Genomic DNA, 14,941 nt, shown 5'->3' with positions numbered 1-14,941 from the left:
CCTCGCGTATACATAACATCTAGTTTGATAAAGCTTGCCCAGATTGGTTTAGCCAAGAGGATAAATATCAGATGAACGTTGAGAGTGTTGGTGAAGTATTTCAGCAGTTGAATAAGGCTAATTTGAACAGCCTAAAGGAAGTTTACCATCAGGATGTGGTGTTTGAAGATGCGGCACATAGGATCGAAGGGTGGAGCAACTTAGAGCAGTATTTTGAAAATCTTTATGCCAATGTTATCCAATGTGACTTTTCTATTGAGGAGACTCACCAAACCGGAGATTCCGGATTTCTAGTCTGGCTGATGTCACTTCGTCACCCAAAATTAAACCGCGGAGAAGTCGTACAAGTTCGTGGTATCAGTCACTTAAAGCTCAATCAAGACAAAGTCATTTATCACCGTGATTACTTTGATTTAGGAGAGATGTTGTACGAACACATTCCTGTGTTGGGGGCAATTATCAAGTCAATCAAAAGGAAGCTAGGCTCATGAAGACGGTCTTTATTACTGGAGCGACTTCTGGAATCGGCTTGCAACTAGCGAAAGATTATTCGAACGCTGGCTGGAAAGTGATAGCGTGCGGTCGAAACCCGAGTCGGCTAGGTGCTCTGTCCAGCTACTCCTCTAGCATCCACACTGTGCAATTCGATATTACGGATCTCAATCAAGCTAAAGATGTATTACGCGATTTACCTGTCATACCACAGCTGTGGATTTTGAATGCGGGTGACTGTGAGTACGTAGATGATGGCGTAGTTGATGCGGCATTGATTGCTAGAGTGATGAGTACCAATGTTATTGGACTCGCTAACAGCATTGAGTCGATTCAACATCATTTACAGCGAAGTCATAAAGTGGTGATTGTTGGTTCGATAGCAAGTGAAGTGGCATTGCCGAGAGCTGAGGCCTATGGAGCGTCGAAAGCTGCGGTGAGCTATTTTGCTCGAGCATTGAAACTGGACTTAAAAGAAAAAGGCATTCAAGTATCCGTTGTGTACCCGGGTTTTGTAAAAACCCCGCTTACAGACAAAAATACCTTTCCAATGCCGATGATGATTTCAGTAGAAGAAGCCTCTGAAACAATCAGAAAATCTATCCAAAAAGGTAAGAGCTTTATCTATTTTCCTTTCTGGTTTACGTCAATTTTGCGCTTGATTGGATTGATGCCGTATCGATGGCAGCTTGCCATTGCATCGAAACTGACGAATTAAAGGGATTATCATGAATATAGCAATCATAGGTACAGGTATTTCAGGTTTAACGTGCGGATATCATTTAGCAAGAGAACACAACGTGACGTTATTTGAAGCTAATGATTATATTGGAGGTCATACCGCAACGGTAGATGTGCAACTTGATGACCATATCTATGCGGTCGATACAGGGTTTATCGTTTTTAACGATAGAACGTATCCAAACTTCATCACTATGCTCGAAGAAATTGGAGTGCAAGGCAACCCGACAGAAATGAGTTTTAGCGTAAATAATCAAAGGATAGGCTTAGAGTATAACGGCCATACTTTGGCCACTTTATTTGCGCAAAAACGCAATCTATTTAGCCCTAAATTTTATCGATTTATTGCTGAAATTTTGCGTTTCAATAAGCTCGCTAAAGTTCACCATGCTCAGAATTCAGGTGACGAAACTTATACTTTAGGTGACTTTCTACAAGCACATGCTTTTAGCGAGTATTTCTGTGAAAACTATATTTTACCGATGGGGGCAGCTATTTGGTCTTCAAGTATGGCGGATATTCGAAGCTTGCCAGTTACATTTTTCTTTCGTTTTTTCCTCAACCACGGCCTATTAGATATTGTTAACCGTCCCCAATGGTATGTTATCCCTGGTGGTTCACGTTCGTATATCGAGCCGCTAACTCGCGACTTCAAAGATGAAATACGACTTAACTGCCCAGTCTATTCGGTAAAGCGCGATGCAGCTGGCGTGACAATTGAAAGCTCGAAAGGCGCAGAGCGTTATGACTATGTAATATTTGCTTGTCACAGTGACCAAGCGTTAGCACTACTGAATGATAGGACTGAACCAGAACGTGAAGTATTACAAAGTATGGCTTATAGGGCTAACGACGTAGTACTGCACACCGATACTACATTGCTACCAAATGCGAAGTCGGCTTGGGCCTCTTGGAATTACCTTATTGATGAGAAAACAGAAAGTGGTCAACTACTACCGTCTGTTACGTACAATATGAACATTTTGCAAGGTATTCAATCCAACCATACCTTCTGTGTTTCTTTAAACAGTACTGAGCGTATCAACCCGATCAAGGTCATAAGGTCATTCGTCTATCATCATCCCGTGTTTACTACTCAGTCTATTCAAGCTAGAGCAAGAAAGGATGAAATAAATGGAGAGAATCGAACTTGGTTTTGCGGCGCATATTGGTACAACGGCTTCCATGAAGATGGCGTAAAAAGTGCGTTGGATGTTGTCCGAGGTATTAACTTTCAATGCCAAGACAAGCGAAAAGCGGTGTGAGGTTTTTCATGAGAAGCAAGATTTTGATTGGTCACGTGAATCACAGGCGTTTTAGTCCGGTAAAACACTCCTTGTCTTATAAGATGTTCATGCTTGGTATCGATCTTGATGAATTGGATACGTTGAAAAAACGTATTTGGGGTTTTGGTGACAAATGGTGGCATTGGGCTAGATTTCGCAGAAATGACTATTGCGGAAGAGGAAATTTAAAGCAGGCTTTGTTTGACAAATTATTTGAGCTGACAGGAGAAAAACTTAGCGGGCGCACTGTCGCTGTCATTCATCTGAGGTACTTAGGTCTATATTTCAGCCCAGTTAACTTCTATTACATTTACGATGAAGAGAATGAGTGGCGCTATGTGATTGCAGAGGTGAGTAATACTCCGTGGAACGAACGCCACTACTACGCTATTCCGGTAGAAAAAGGGCAAAGAAAAGTAACATGGCATCACAAAAAGGCTTTCCATGTTTCTCCATTCAACCCAATTGATCAAACTTATGATTGGGTATTAAAGCCACTGGATGACAAGCTCTTTATTCACTTGAGCTGTTCAAGAGAGCGAAAAGAGTTTGATGCTTTGTTGTCGATGAAGGCATTCGATTTTTCTTCACGTCGCTTGCTAATTCAATTGCTTAAAACACCGATTATGACAGTAAAAGTGGTAACGAGTATTTATTGGCAAGCTGCGAAATTATGGTTTAAGGGTGCGCCTTTTTATAGTCACCCTAAGTATTCGGATACACCGGTTCAAGAGAAAGAGCCTTCTCAAGGAGTAGGGAAATGATCAACACTGATACGATATTAGCCCCTTGTCAGCTGACCAAAGTTCAGCTCGGTGCGCGAACAATAATGTTTAAACTGATGCAGGGCATTGAAAAAGGTTCTTTAACAGTTACGGAATCCTTTCACGATTTAGCGCCTGATTCACCAAGTTATGTTTCGTTTGGTCAGTCGTCAGAGCGCTACCCAGACGCTACGTTAATCATCTCTGACCCCAACTTTTATACCAGCATTTTAAAAAGAGGGAGCATTGGGGCTGGTGAAGCTTATATGGAAGGGCTGTGGAATAGCCCAGACCTCACCGATTTGGTTGAGGTCATTGCGTTAAACCAAGATGCACTTGATCGCTGGGATGGGAATATAGGTGTTGTAACAAAATGGATTGAAAAAGTGGCGCATTGGCTTAAACGCAATACTTTTAAAAACTCGAAAGAGAACATTCACGCTCACTACGATCTGGGGAACGATTTTTATAAGCTTTTTCTAGATAAAAATATGCTCTACTCGTCGGCTATTTACTCACAAGGCTGCGATTTAGAGCAAGCTCAGATCAATAAAATGGATCGTTTGTGTCAGCAGATGAGCTTGACGGAAAATGATCATGTACTTGAGATTGGTACGGGTTGGGGGGCGATGGCGATATACATGGCTAAACATTATGGTTGTCAGGTAACCACCACAACAATTTCCCAAGAGCAACATGACTATACGGCGCAGCGTATCTTAGAAGAGGGCCTGACTGATAAAATTGAACTGCTTGATCAAGACTACCGTTTGTTAGAAGGCCAGTACGACAAAATTGTATCAATTGAAATGGTAGAGGCGGTTGGCAAGCAGTACTTAGCTTCCTACTTGTCGAAGTGCTATTCAATGTTAAAGCCTAACGGCTTATTGGCGATACAAGCCATTACTATTGCCGACCAGCGATATCGCAATTACTCAAACAGTGTCGACTTTATTCAAAAGTATATTTTCCCGGGTGGGCTATTACCCTCGGTAACGAATTTGCTCGCGACCACTACTCAACATACTGGCCTAGTACTTAGAGACTTACACGATATCGGTTTAGATTACGCGCAGACATTGTGTGAGTGGCGAGAGCGGTTTGAGGTGCAAATATCGTCTGTGCGCCAACAAGGTTTTGATGAAAGGTTCATCAGAATGTGGCGCTACTATCTTTGTTACTGTGAGGGTGGCTTCAAAGCTAAGAGCATAAGTACAGTGCATCTTACCTTCGAGAGGTTTTGATTATGGTTAAGCTAATTGTTATTTCGACATGGTTTCAAGTGATGTGGTTTATCGCTGTATTGGGCACTTATCAATGGCAGTGGGTACTTCTGGCATTAGTAGCTATGACGTACGCAATTAGCTGGAGTTCACTACCGGTATTTAAACTATTTGCAGTCGTATTAACTGGATTGTTTTTAGATACTCTCAATGTCCATTTCGGTTTGTTGGAATTTTCTACTTGGCATCTACCTATATGGTTAGTCGGTTTGTGGTTAGGCTTTGCTTGGTATGCTTACGCCCTGTTTCCGGTGATCATTAAATACTCATATACTATTGTTGCGCCACTGGCTGGCCTAGCTGGAGCGTTGAGTTATCTTGCTGGTGCTAAATTGGGTGCGGCTGAGATCAATAGTCAATGGCTAACGCTGAGCGTATTGTTTATTGAATGGTGCTTGATAACAGTATTTGTCTTAAGGCTGTTTAGTTCTGAGAAGAGTATTATTGTAGAAAGTAACTCTGCAAAAATAATGCTGGCTTTGATACTCGTTCTACCATATTCGGGATCCGCACAGGCAACGCAAAGTGGTCAGCCTGCAGATAAGGAATGGCAGAGCTGGCCAATTGTTGGTAAAGCTGACTTTTCGTGGCTTTTCTTTGACATATACCAAGCGCGATTGCTCTCTCCAGATGGACAATATGTCCAGCAAGATGATATTGCGCCTCATCCACTCGCGTTGCAAATTGACTATGAAAGAAACATAACAAAAGAAGATTTACTTTCAGCGACTAAAAAACAGTGGCTCAAGCTCGGCTATACACCCGCTGAGATTACACCATGGTTAAGGTCACTACAGGAAATCTTTCCAAATATTTCTGACAAAGAACGTTTAACATATGTAACCGATGGAAATACAGGTCGATTCTACTATTTGCCTTTGGGCGAACAAGAACAGTTCATAGGACAAGTGGCTTCATCTCAACTTAACGATGCTTTTCTTTCTATTTGGTTGTCACCTAAAGGAGAGTACCCACGGCTAAGAGCTAAACTCGTCGGTGAAAACAAATGAAAAGATTGAAGTGGTGTTATTTAGCTTTGGTAATATTTCTTGCTGCTTGTTCTACTGATATCAGTGACTATGAAAAGACTCAACCCACCTTCAATTTATTCGAGTATTTTTCTGGTCAGTCTCATGCGTGGGGAATGGTGCAAGATTACTCAAACAAGCAAACTCGCCGTTTTGAGGTGAAACTTGTTGGTACGGTAAAAGAAAATACTTTAACGCTCAAAGAAGATTTTGTCTTTGATGATGGAGAAAAGACGCAGCGTACTTGGGTGATTACCAAGATGACAGATGGAACTTACCAAGGAAAAGCCGATGACATCATTGGTGTAGCGAAAGGGGTTGTAAAGGGCAATGCACTGCACTGGCAATATGATTTCAATCTTAAAGTGGGTGATAGCAGCTATGAGGTCAGTTTTGATGATTGGTTATATCGCCAAGATGAAAGACATGTGTTTAACATTACTTCAGTGAGAAAGTTTGGTATTGAAGTCGCGAGGATAACGTTGTTTTTCCAAAAGTAGGGGCTTAGTTGTAAGCAATAAAAAGCCCCGACTATGTCGAGGCTTTGAATGTATTTCGAGTTGAATTACAGCTTGTCAGTTAGCTCGATTGCTTGACCAATATAGTTAGCTGGAGTCATCTCTTTTAAACGAGCTTTTTCATTTTCAGGTAGTTCTAAACCATCAATGAAGTTACGCATTGCTTCACCATCTACACGCTTACCACGAGTCAACTCTTTTAGTTTCTCATATGGCTTTTCGATGCCATAGCGGCGCATTACTGTTTGAACTGGCTCTGCAAGTACTTCCCAGTTTTGGTCTAGTTCAGCTAATAGAGCGTCACGGTTAACTTCTAGTTTGCTGATGCCTTTCAAAGTAGAAGTGTATGCGATGATAGCATACCCCACACCAACACCTAGGTTACGTAAAACAGTTGAATCCGTTAGATCACGTTGCCAGCGAGAGATAGGAAGTTTTTGTGCTAGGTGGCCAAATACAGCGTTTGCTAGACCTAGGTTGCCTTCCGAGTTCTCAAAGTCAATTGGGTTAACTTTGTGTGGCATAGTTGAAGAACCGATTTCACCAGCAATAGTTTTTTGCTTAAAGTGACCAAGAGCGATATAGCCCCAAACGTCACGGTCAAAGTCGATCAAAATTGTGTTGAAGCGAGCAATCGCATCGAATAGCTCAGCGATATAATCGTGTGGCTCAATTTGAGTGGTGTAAGGGTTCCATGTCACTCCAAGAGATTGAGTAACGAACTCTTCACTAAATGTGTGCCAATCTAGTTCAGGGTAAGCAGAAAGGTGAGCGTTGTAGTTTCCAACAGCACCGTTGATTTTTGCTAGGATTTCAACGTTTTCAATTTGCTTGTATTGACGTTCCATACGGTACGCAACGTTTGCCATCTCTTTACCCATTGTGGTAGGAGAAGCGGGCTGACCGTGTGTGCGAGAGAGTAGAGGAATATCGCGGTACTCTTCGGCTAGCTTGCTAATAGCATCAATGATGTTACGAATTTCTGGAAGAATAACAGTTTCACGCGCTTCTTTTAGCATAAGAGCATGTGATGTGTTGTTGATGTCTTCAGAAGTACAAGCGAAGTGAATAAATTCATTTACAGCGTCAAGCTCAGGAACAGCTGAAACCTTTTCTTTTAGAAAGTACTCAACCGCTTTTACATCATGGTTAGTAGTGCGCTCGATCTCTTTGATTCGCGCTGCATCACTTTCACTGAAGTTGCTAGCGATATCATTTAGATATTGATTCGCTTCTGCACTGAATGCAGGTACTTCTTTGATGCCGTCAGTTTGTGAAAGCTTCTGTAACCAACGAATTTCAACGATGGTACGGTATTTTAGGAGACCAAACTCACTAAAGATTTCGCGCAACGCAATCGTTTTACTTCCGTAGCGGCCGTCTACCGGTGAAACAGCAGTCAAGGCTGACAGTTCCATGTTTTTCTCCTGAATATTAATTACACTTTTGGGATGACTACATTCGAGCCAGCAATATTCTTGCTTGCTCGACTAATTTTTTACGGTTGAAAACAAGATGGCGACGTTTTCCGCCAACTTGTCTCCATAAGACCGCACTACGTATGCCTGAAAGCAACAAAGCGCGAACTTTATGTTGATTACCAGTTTGTTGTAATACTTCTGGTGTGCCCGTGATTTGAATGCGCGGGCCAATAGGACTGATGACATCTAAATAAACGCTAGCGAGGTTGCTGATCATTTGGTCATCGAGTAAATCATAATGGCTACTTTGTCTCTCAAGCATCTGAATGCGGTCGCCCAATTGAGACATTGAGTCGCGACGAGCATTCAGTTTACGCTCAAGAGCAAGAATACCAATGATATAGCGGGTTACTTCACTGCCAGCAGGAGTATTGTCTATCCCTTCAATGAGGCATTCAAGCCCCACTTTTAAGTCAGACTCTCTGCCAAATACATCCACTGTACTACTTGGGCTAGTATTCAAGATGGCTTTTAGTGAAGTTTCAAACGCGTGCGAATCACAGTGACCATTTTTAGCGACCTCTCTAACCAAAGCGACTGCTTGGCATAGGCCGGCAAATGCGATTGTACGGTCATAAATTGTGCTAGCCACGTATTAATACTCCTCAATTGAATCGTTTATATCCGTTGTTCAATGATTCCGCCGCCAAGACAAACTTCTCCATCATAAAAGACTGCAGATTGTCCTGGAGTGACAGCCACTTGCGGCTCATCAAACTCAACTTTAATAGTTTTGTCGTCAATTGGTGAAATGGTACATGGTATATCTTGTTGTCTGTAACGAGTTTTCACTGTGCATTTCACTGGCTCTGCTAGAGGCTTTCTAGATACCCAATGCAACTGTGAAGCAATGAGTCCGTTAGACTTTAACAATGGATGATCTGCGCCTTGAACTGCGATAAGCACGTTACGTTTGAGATCTTTATCTGCAACATACCAAGGATCTTCATTTCCGCCGCCACCTTTTTGGCCGCCAATAAGAAGCCCTTTGCGTTGACCAAGTGTGTGATACATTAAACCCTGATGATCACCAATGACTTTGCCTTCCGGCGTTTCAATTTTACCCGGTTGTGCTGGTAAATAACGAGATAAAAAGTCTCTAAATTTGCGCTCGCCGATAAAACAGATTCCAGTTGAATCTTTCTTCTTCGCGGTGATTAGACCTTGTTCTTCAGCAATCCTGCGAACTTCAGGTTTCTCAAGCTCTCCAACGGGGAACAAGCTTCGAGCCACTTGGTCGTGACTTAATGTGTAAAGGAAGTAGCTTTGGTCTTTATTGCTATCGAGGCCTCTTAGCATTTTTACTTGCGAGTTATCTTCGTCGAATGTACGACGAACATAATGACCCATAGCAATATAATCAGCGTCTAGCACTTCGTCTGCAAATTCTAGGAAGGCTTTAAATTTGATTTCTTTGTTGCATAAGATGTCAGGGTTTGGAGTACGACCTGCCTTATATTCGGATAAGAAATATTCAAAAACATTATCCCAATATTCTGCAGCAAAGTTGATGGTGTGAAGTTCAATGCCTAGTTTGTCACATACTGCTTGAGCGTCCGCGAGATCTTCTGCGGCAGTGCAATATTCTTCACCGTCATCTTCTTCCCAATTTTTCATGAAAAGGCCTTCAACTTGATACCCTTGCTGTTGCAATAGATAAGCAGAAACAGAGGAATCAACACCACCAGACATTCCGACGATGACCTTTTTTTGACTATTGTCCGACATCAAAATACACCACATACATAAACTGGACGCAGATTCTAACAGAAAGCTATGCTTGGGGACAGAGCTGAGAGCTAAATCACGATTGCTTTATATTAGGTATATTTTTGCAGAGCAAACGTTTGCTATTTGACTAAATATTGCTGATGGCTGTCAGTCTATGTAGAATTCGCCTTCTTCTGTCTATCGTCAATTTAGAATCAGTAATATGAAATTTCCTGGACAACGAAAATCCAAACACTATTTCCCTGTAGATGAGCGTGACCTGTTGGTTAGTCAATCTCAGCAGAATAAAAACATGTCTCATACGCACATCATCGGTATTGATCAGACTTTGGTAGATATCGAGGCTAAGGTGACGACTGAATTGATTGAGAAATATAAACTAAGTAAAGGACACTCTCTTGTCATTGACGATGAATCAGCAGAAGAACTTTATCAAGAGTTAGTCAACAATAAATTGATTACCAATGAGTTTGCAGGGGGCACAATTGGTAATACTTTACATAATTACTCCGTACTTGCTGACGACCGCTCAACGCTATTAGGAGTAATGAGCCAAGATATTAAGATCGGTAGTTATGGCTATCGTTATTTGTGCAATACCTCTAGCCGTATGGATTTAAATTATCTACAAGCAGTAGATGGTCCTATTGGTCGATGCTTTACACTTATTACCGAAGATGGTGAGAGAACTTTTGCGATTAGTGAAGGTCAAATGAACCAATTGAAGCCTGATAGTATACAAGAATGTATATTCAAAAATGCTTCTGCTTTGGTATTAACGGCTTATTTAGTTCGTTGTAAAGATGGCGACCCAATGCCACAAGCAACAATGAAAGCAATAGAATATGCAAAGAAATATGAAGTGCCAGTTGTATTAACTCTTGGTACTAAATTCGTTATTCAGGATGATAGAGAATACTGGCAAAAGTTTTTGCAAGATAATGTAACTGTTGTTGCCATGAATGAAGAAGAGGCTGAAGCATTAACTGGGGAAAGCGATCCGTTATTAGCTGCTAATAGTGCGCTAGAGTGGGTAGACCTTGTATTATGTACCGCTGGCCCATTAGGGTTATTTATGGCTGGTTACACGGAAGAGTCAGCGAAACGTCAAACTTCTTTACCATTGCTACCGGGCAAAATTGCTGAATTCAATCGCTACGAGTTTAGTCGTCCAGCAAACAAAGAACTGTGTGATAACCCTATTCGAGTCTATTCTCATATTTCACCATATATGGGTGGGCCAGAAAAAATAAAGAATACTAATGGAGCAGGGGATGCGGCGCTTTCTGCATTGTTGCATGATATGGCTGCAAATAAATACCATAAGAATAATGTCCCTAATTCCAGTAAGCACAATTACTCTTTCCTAACATATTCCTCTTTTTCGCAGGTGTGCAAATATGCCAATAGAGCTAGTTACGAAGTTTTGGCTCAGCATTCTCCTCGCCTTTCTCGTGGGTTACCAGAAAGAGAAGACAGCTTAGAAGAAGCTTATTGGGAAAGATAGAGTAATTAACCGATACAAAAAAGCCGCTTATTAGCGGCTTTTTTATCAATTCAGTACTAGAAAGCTATTTTAGATAGCGAAATCTTCTAGTGTTTTACCTGCATCAAGTTCAACTTGAATAGCTGAAGGAGTGCGGCCTTGGCCAGTCCAAGTTTTCTCTTCACCAGATACAGGGTCAATGTACTTGTATTTAGGTGGGCGAGGAGCACGCTTAGCTTTACCTTTAGCTTTGCCTTCACCAGATAGAGCAGAAATTAGAGCTTCTACATCAATGCCGTCTTTCGCAATTTGGTCAGCGATAGCAGACAGTTTAGCTTCTTGTTGTGCTAGGGCTTCGCGTTCTTGAGCTTCTGCATCTTGTCTTTCTGTTACAACAATAGTCAACTTCTCTAACGCTTCTTCAAGTTGCTCAAGAGTTAATTCGCGAGAGAAAGCACGTAGGCTGCGAATATTTAATAAAGTTTTAGTTATTTCCGACATTACTATTCCTATAAATTAATACAAACGACCTAATAATATTAAACTGCATTTAAGATGAAAACAATAATATAGTTGCAAATAGTGATTAATTTTATCGCAAAATATCATTTTTTCATCGCAATTGAAGATTGGTGGTAACAAGACAACAAACCTAATCGATTTTTAATAGCTAACGCAACTTAATTTACAAATGAGAGTAACCAGAATGGCATACAAATAAGTGGCTTTGGTAAAATGTTGATGTTCGCCACGTTTTTTTGTTTTGGAACTGAGTTCTATTTATGTTAGGTGCTGAAGTTTTGCATGGTTGAGAAATGCTATTATGAATATTGGTGCGTGTTATATTGATACCTTGATACATAAGGTATATTCCTTCACAAGTGGGAATCATATGTAAAAAAGTAGTCTACTTAACATTTGTAACAAATTTGCACTTTTCTGTTATTGCACAGGATACTAACTAAAGTATCATTAACAACCCTTTGATTATGGACAAGTAAAACTTTTGCAATTTTATTGAATTGGCGTACGAGAGGTTGTCCGTATCACTGTGGATGAAAGGAGGCAGGCATTTATTTGCTTATCATTAAAAAACACTACTGCTGCGCTTTTCTTTGTAGTAGATTTGGTTTTATCTACTAAGTTTCTGGCGCTGTAATCGAATAGATACAGCATACCAGTAGTCTATACTATTTTACGCGAAGGACCGCTACTGTAAAATTGGGTGATGAATACCCTTTTTTAATTTAATAAAAATAAATAGGGCAAACCACCTATAAAATTTGCAGTAGGTCTCTAACCGTTTATTAATTGGTTTTGCAGATCATGAATTTAATTGACTTTAGCTCTTCCCCTATATCTTTGCTACCCGCACTCATTGCCTTGAGTTTGGCGATCATCTCTCGTCATGTCGTGGCTTCTCTAGGTATTGGTATATTATTGGGTGCATTTTTGTTGACCCATTATTCCGTTTCTGAATCGACTTATTACTTAGCTTCAACAGTGTCGAGTGTTTTTGTCGAAGACGGATCTATCAACAGTTGGAATATGAGTATTGTTGGTTTTATCGTCTTGCTCGGTATGATGACTGCTCTATTGGCTTTATCTGGCGGGACGAGAGCATTCGCCAATTGGGCTCAGCAGAAAGTGAAAAGTAAAAGAGGCTCAAAAATATTGGCAGCTGCTTTAGGTGTGTTCATATTTATTGATGATTACTTTAATAGCTTAGCCGTTGGCTCTATATCACGCCCTGTTACGGATAGGTTTTATGTTTCGCGTGCAAAACTTGCTTATATTTTAGATTCTACTGCCGCTCCTATTTGTGTAGTTTCTCCAGTATCTAGCTGGGGTGCGTATATTATGACCATTGTTAGCGGTATTCTTATCTCTCACGGGGTGGTCGAGTACTCAGCCCTCGGCGCTTATTTAAGAATTATTCCAATGAACTTTTATGCAGTGTTCGCCTTGTTAATGGTATTTGCTGTAGCATGGTTTTCGTTGGACATTGGCCAAATGCGCAAGCATGAAATCCTAGCTTCTCAAGCGCAAGATAGCGATGATGCAAATGAGCATCTGGTTCAAGAAAATGACCTTGATATCGAAGAAAGCGAAAATGGCAAAATATCTTATTTAGTTTCTCCAATATTGCTTCTAATAGCAGCCACTTTTTCTGCGATGTTGTACACCGGTTCTCAGGCCCTAGCTGAGCAAGGAACTGCATTTTCTGTATTCGCAGCTTTAGAAAATACTAACGTTGGTATGTCGCTTATTTTTGGTAGTGGAGTTGGTGTTTTATTTGCTCTAGCAATCACTCTGAAGCAAGGGCTACCATTAAGTACGGTTCTTCGGGCTGTATGGTTAGGTGCCAAGTCGATGAAAGGTGCGATTGTCATTCTGCTATTTGCTTGGACAATTGGTAAAGTTATTAGTGACATGCAAACTGGCACCTATTTATCGACTTTGGCTCAAGGTAATGTGAGCCCGCAATGGTTGCCTGTCATCTTATTCTTACTTTCAGGTCTAATGGCATTTTCTACAGGTACATCGTGGGGTACATTTGGCATCATGTTACCGATTGCCGGTGACATGGCTGCATCAATCGATATTAGCTTGATTCTACCTATGCTTAGCGCTGTTTTGGCTGGTTCGGTGTTTGGCGATCACTGTTCCCCAATTTCAGATACCACCATCTTGTCTTCAACCGGGGCTAGGTGTAATCACATCGTTCATGTCGCTACTCAGTTGCCTTACGCGCTTGCTGTGGCCTTCATCTCTAGTATCGGTTTTATTGTACTAGGTGTGAGTGGCTCTTTGTGGTTATCTCTAGTAGTAACAAGTGCGGTATTTGTCGCTATCTGTGTCCTATTTTCAATTTTGTCTCGAAGTCGTGTAGTGACAGCAACGAGTTGAGTTCTACCACTATAGCTTTCGAACATAGGTTAAATATTCAAATAAAGGGTTGCAAATTAGATCTGGCTTAGTTAGTGTCTAGGTGTACCACTGAGCTAATACAGATAGAGAAGTATGCGCAATTTTGAAATGAACAATCATCACCGTCATCACCCAAAATAGTCTTTCGGGGAGGTGAGCGCGTACCCGGGAGATTGAACTCCCGGAGGTGAATGCAACGAATTAGATTCAAACCCTCGGGAAGCAAACCCCGAGGGTTTTTTTGTTTATACAAGCTTTGTTAAAGCAGAATGAATTTTAAACGGTTAACTAGGAACGACACCATGCAAGCACAACGCCTAAGAATAGCAATCCAAAAAAAGGGACGTTTGAGTAAAGACAGCCAAGAGTTGCTCAAGAAATGTGGAGTTAAATTTAATGTGATGGGTGAGCGCTTAGTTGTCCACTCATTGAATATGCCAATTGATTTGTTGTTGGTTCGTGATGACGATATTCCAGGGTTGATTATGGATGGCGTTGTTGATTTAGGTTTTATCGGTGAAAACGAGTTGGAAGAGGTAAGGCTTGAGCGCAAAGCTGCTGGGGATGCATGCGAATTTGTTGCACTTCGTCGCCTAGACTATGGAGATTGCCGACTGTCGATTGCTGTCAATAAAGATGAAACTTATTCAGGTCCACAAGATTTAGCAGGTAAGAGAATCGCAACGACTTATCCGCAACTTGTCAAAGCATACATGGAAAAGCAAGGCATTGAATATAGTACATGTATGCTAACAGGATCGGTGGAAGTGGCTCCACGAGCAGGTTTAGCCGATGCGATAGCTGATTTAGTCTCTACAGGTGCGACATTAGAAGCAAATGGCTTAAAAGAAGCTGAAGTTATTTTTGAATCAAAAGCTACTTTGATTCAACGTATGGGTGAATTTGATGATGACAAGAAAGCGTTAATTGAAAAGCTTTTGACGCGTATGCAAGGTGTTCAGCAAGCGAAAGAATCTAAGTACATCATGTTGCACGCGCCATTAGATAAGCTTGAACAAGTGAAATCCCTTCTACCGGGAGCGGAAGACCCGACAGTGTTGCCACTAGCGTCCGACAAGTCCAAAGTCGCAGTTCATCTTGTAAGTACCGAAAATCTGTTTTGGGAAACGATGGAGCAGCTAAAAGAGTTAGGTGCTAGCTCTATTCTGGTTCTACCAATTGAAAAGATGATGGGGTAGT

General features: G+C 41.2%; 14 protein-coding genes and 1 other annotated feature. Of the genes, 10 read left to right on the top strand and 4 right to left on the bottom strand.

The features are described from left to right. The first annotated feature begins 71 nt into the window (after positions 1–71). The 7 genes from L7A31_RS14510 to L7A31_RS14480 are packed head-to-tail and all read left to right on the top strand — an operon-like array spanning position 72 to position 6,094. Complete coding sequence (locus L7A31_RS14510; protein WP_237362489.1) at positions 72–491, top strand: nuclear transport factor 2 family protein; 420 nt, start codon at positions 72–74, stop codon at positions 489–491. Continuing rightward, entirely contained in the window at positions 488–1,210 is a 723-nt protein-coding gene (locus L7A31_RS14505) for an SDR family NAD(P)-dependent oxidoreductase (protein WP_237362488.1), read from the top strand. The genes L7A31_RS14510 and L7A31_RS14505 overlap by 4 nt, the downstream gene beginning before the upstream one ends. A gap of 10 nt (positions 1,211–1,220) precedes the next feature. Then, entirely contained in the window at positions 1,221–2,498 is a 1,278-nt protein-coding gene (locus tag L7A31_RS14500) for an NAD(P)/FAD-dependent oxidoreductase (protein ID WP_237362487.1), read from the top strand. Between the two features lie 8 nt (positions 2,499–2,506). After that, positions 2,507–3,283, top strand: coding sequence for a DUF1365 domain-containing protein (locus L7A31_RS14495; protein ID WP_237362486.1), 777 nt, complete (start codon positions 2,507–2,509; stop codon positions 3,281–3,283). Further along, positions 3,280–4,527 (top strand): SAM-dependent methyltransferase, encoded by a 1,248-nt coding sequence (locus tag L7A31_RS14490; RefSeq protein WP_237362485.1) that lies wholly within the window; start codon positions 3,280–3,282, stop codon positions 4,525–4,527. The genes L7A31_RS14495 and L7A31_RS14490 overlap by 4 nt, the downstream gene beginning before the upstream one ends. A 2-nt stretch (positions 4,528–4,529) precedes the next feature. Then, complete coding sequence (locus L7A31_RS14485) at positions 4,530–5,576, top strand: DUF2878 domain-containing protein (protein WP_237362484.1); 1,047 nt, start codon at positions 4,530–4,532, stop codon at positions 5,574–5,576. After that, complete coding sequence (locus L7A31_RS14480; protein ID WP_237362483.1) at positions 5,573–6,094, top strand: DUF3833 domain-containing protein; 522 nt, start codon at positions 5,573–5,575, stop codon at positions 6,092–6,094. The genes L7A31_RS14485 and L7A31_RS14480 overlap by 4 nt, the downstream gene beginning before the upstream one ends. Before the next feature lie 65 nt (positions 6,095–6,159). On the opposite strand, the gene purB is transcribed toward L7A31_RS14480, so the two are convergent. From purB to mnmA, 3 genes are read right to left on the bottom strand one after another with little or no spacing between them, the layout of a single operon-like run. Beyond that, entirely contained in the window at positions 6,160–7,530 is a 1,371-nt protein-coding gene (gene purB / locus L7A31_RS14475; protein WP_237362482.1) for an adenylosuccinate lyase, read from the bottom strand. A gap of 37 nt (positions 7,531–7,567) precedes the next feature. Continuing rightward, positions 7,568–8,185, bottom strand: coding sequence for a high frequency lysogenization protein HflD (gene hflD / locus L7A31_RS14470; protein ID WP_237362481.1), 618 nt, complete (start codon positions 8,183–8,185; stop codon positions 7,568–7,570). Between the two features lie 26 nt (positions 8,186–8,211). Continuing rightward, a complete protein-coding gene (gene mnmA, locus L7A31_RS14465) occupies positions 8,212–9,321 on the bottom strand; it encodes a tRNA 2-thiouridine(34) synthase MnmA (protein WP_237362480.1) in 1,110 nt (369 codons plus the stop codon). A gap of 205 nt (positions 9,322–9,526) precedes the next feature. On the opposite strand from mnmA, the gene L7A31_RS14460 reads away from it, so the two are divergent. After that, positions 9,527–10,831 (top strand): inosine/guanosine kinase, encoded by a 1,305-nt coding sequence (locus L7A31_RS14460; RefSeq protein WP_237362479.1) that lies wholly within the window; start codon positions 9,527–9,529, stop codon positions 10,829–10,831. 69 nt (positions 10,832–10,900) lie between these two features. On the opposite strand, the gene L7A31_RS14455 is transcribed toward L7A31_RS14460, so the two are convergent. Then, on the bottom strand, positions 10,901–11,311 hold the full coding sequence (locus L7A31_RS14455) for an H-NS family histone-like protein (RefSeq protein ID WP_237362478.1): 411 nt from the start codon (positions 11,309–11,311) through the stop codon (positions 10,901–10,903). 825 nt (positions 11,312–12,136) lie between these two features. On the opposite strand from L7A31_RS14455, the gene L7A31_RS14450 reads away from it, so the two are divergent. Both L7A31_RS14450 and hisG read left to right on the top strand, forming a co-directional pair. Continuing rightward, on the top strand, positions 12,137–13,720 hold the full coding sequence (locus tag L7A31_RS14450) for a Na+/H+ antiporter NhaC family protein (RefSeq protein ID WP_237362477.1): 1,584 nt from the start codon (positions 12,137–12,139) through the stop codon (positions 13,718–13,720). Between the two features lie 137 nt (positions 13,721–13,857). Then, positions 13,858–13,986 (top strand) — a sequence feature (His leader region). A gap of 57 nt (positions 13,987–14,043) precedes the next feature. Next, positions 14,044–14,940 (top strand): ATP phosphoribosyltransferase, encoded by an 897-nt coding sequence (hisG, locus tag L7A31_RS14445; protein ID WP_237362476.1) that lies wholly within the window; start codon positions 14,044–14,046, stop codon positions 14,938–14,940. Position 14,941 lies beyond the last annotated feature (1 nt).

It is taken from the genome of Vibrio marisflavi CECT 7928, from assembly GCF_921294215.1.
Classification (GTDB): domain Bacteria; phylum Pseudomonadota; class Gammaproteobacteria; order Enterobacterales; family Vibrionaceae; genus Vibrio; species Vibrio marisflavi.
Note: the sequence above shows the minus strand (reverse complement) of the source record. Positions and strands in the feature narration are given on the sequence as shown.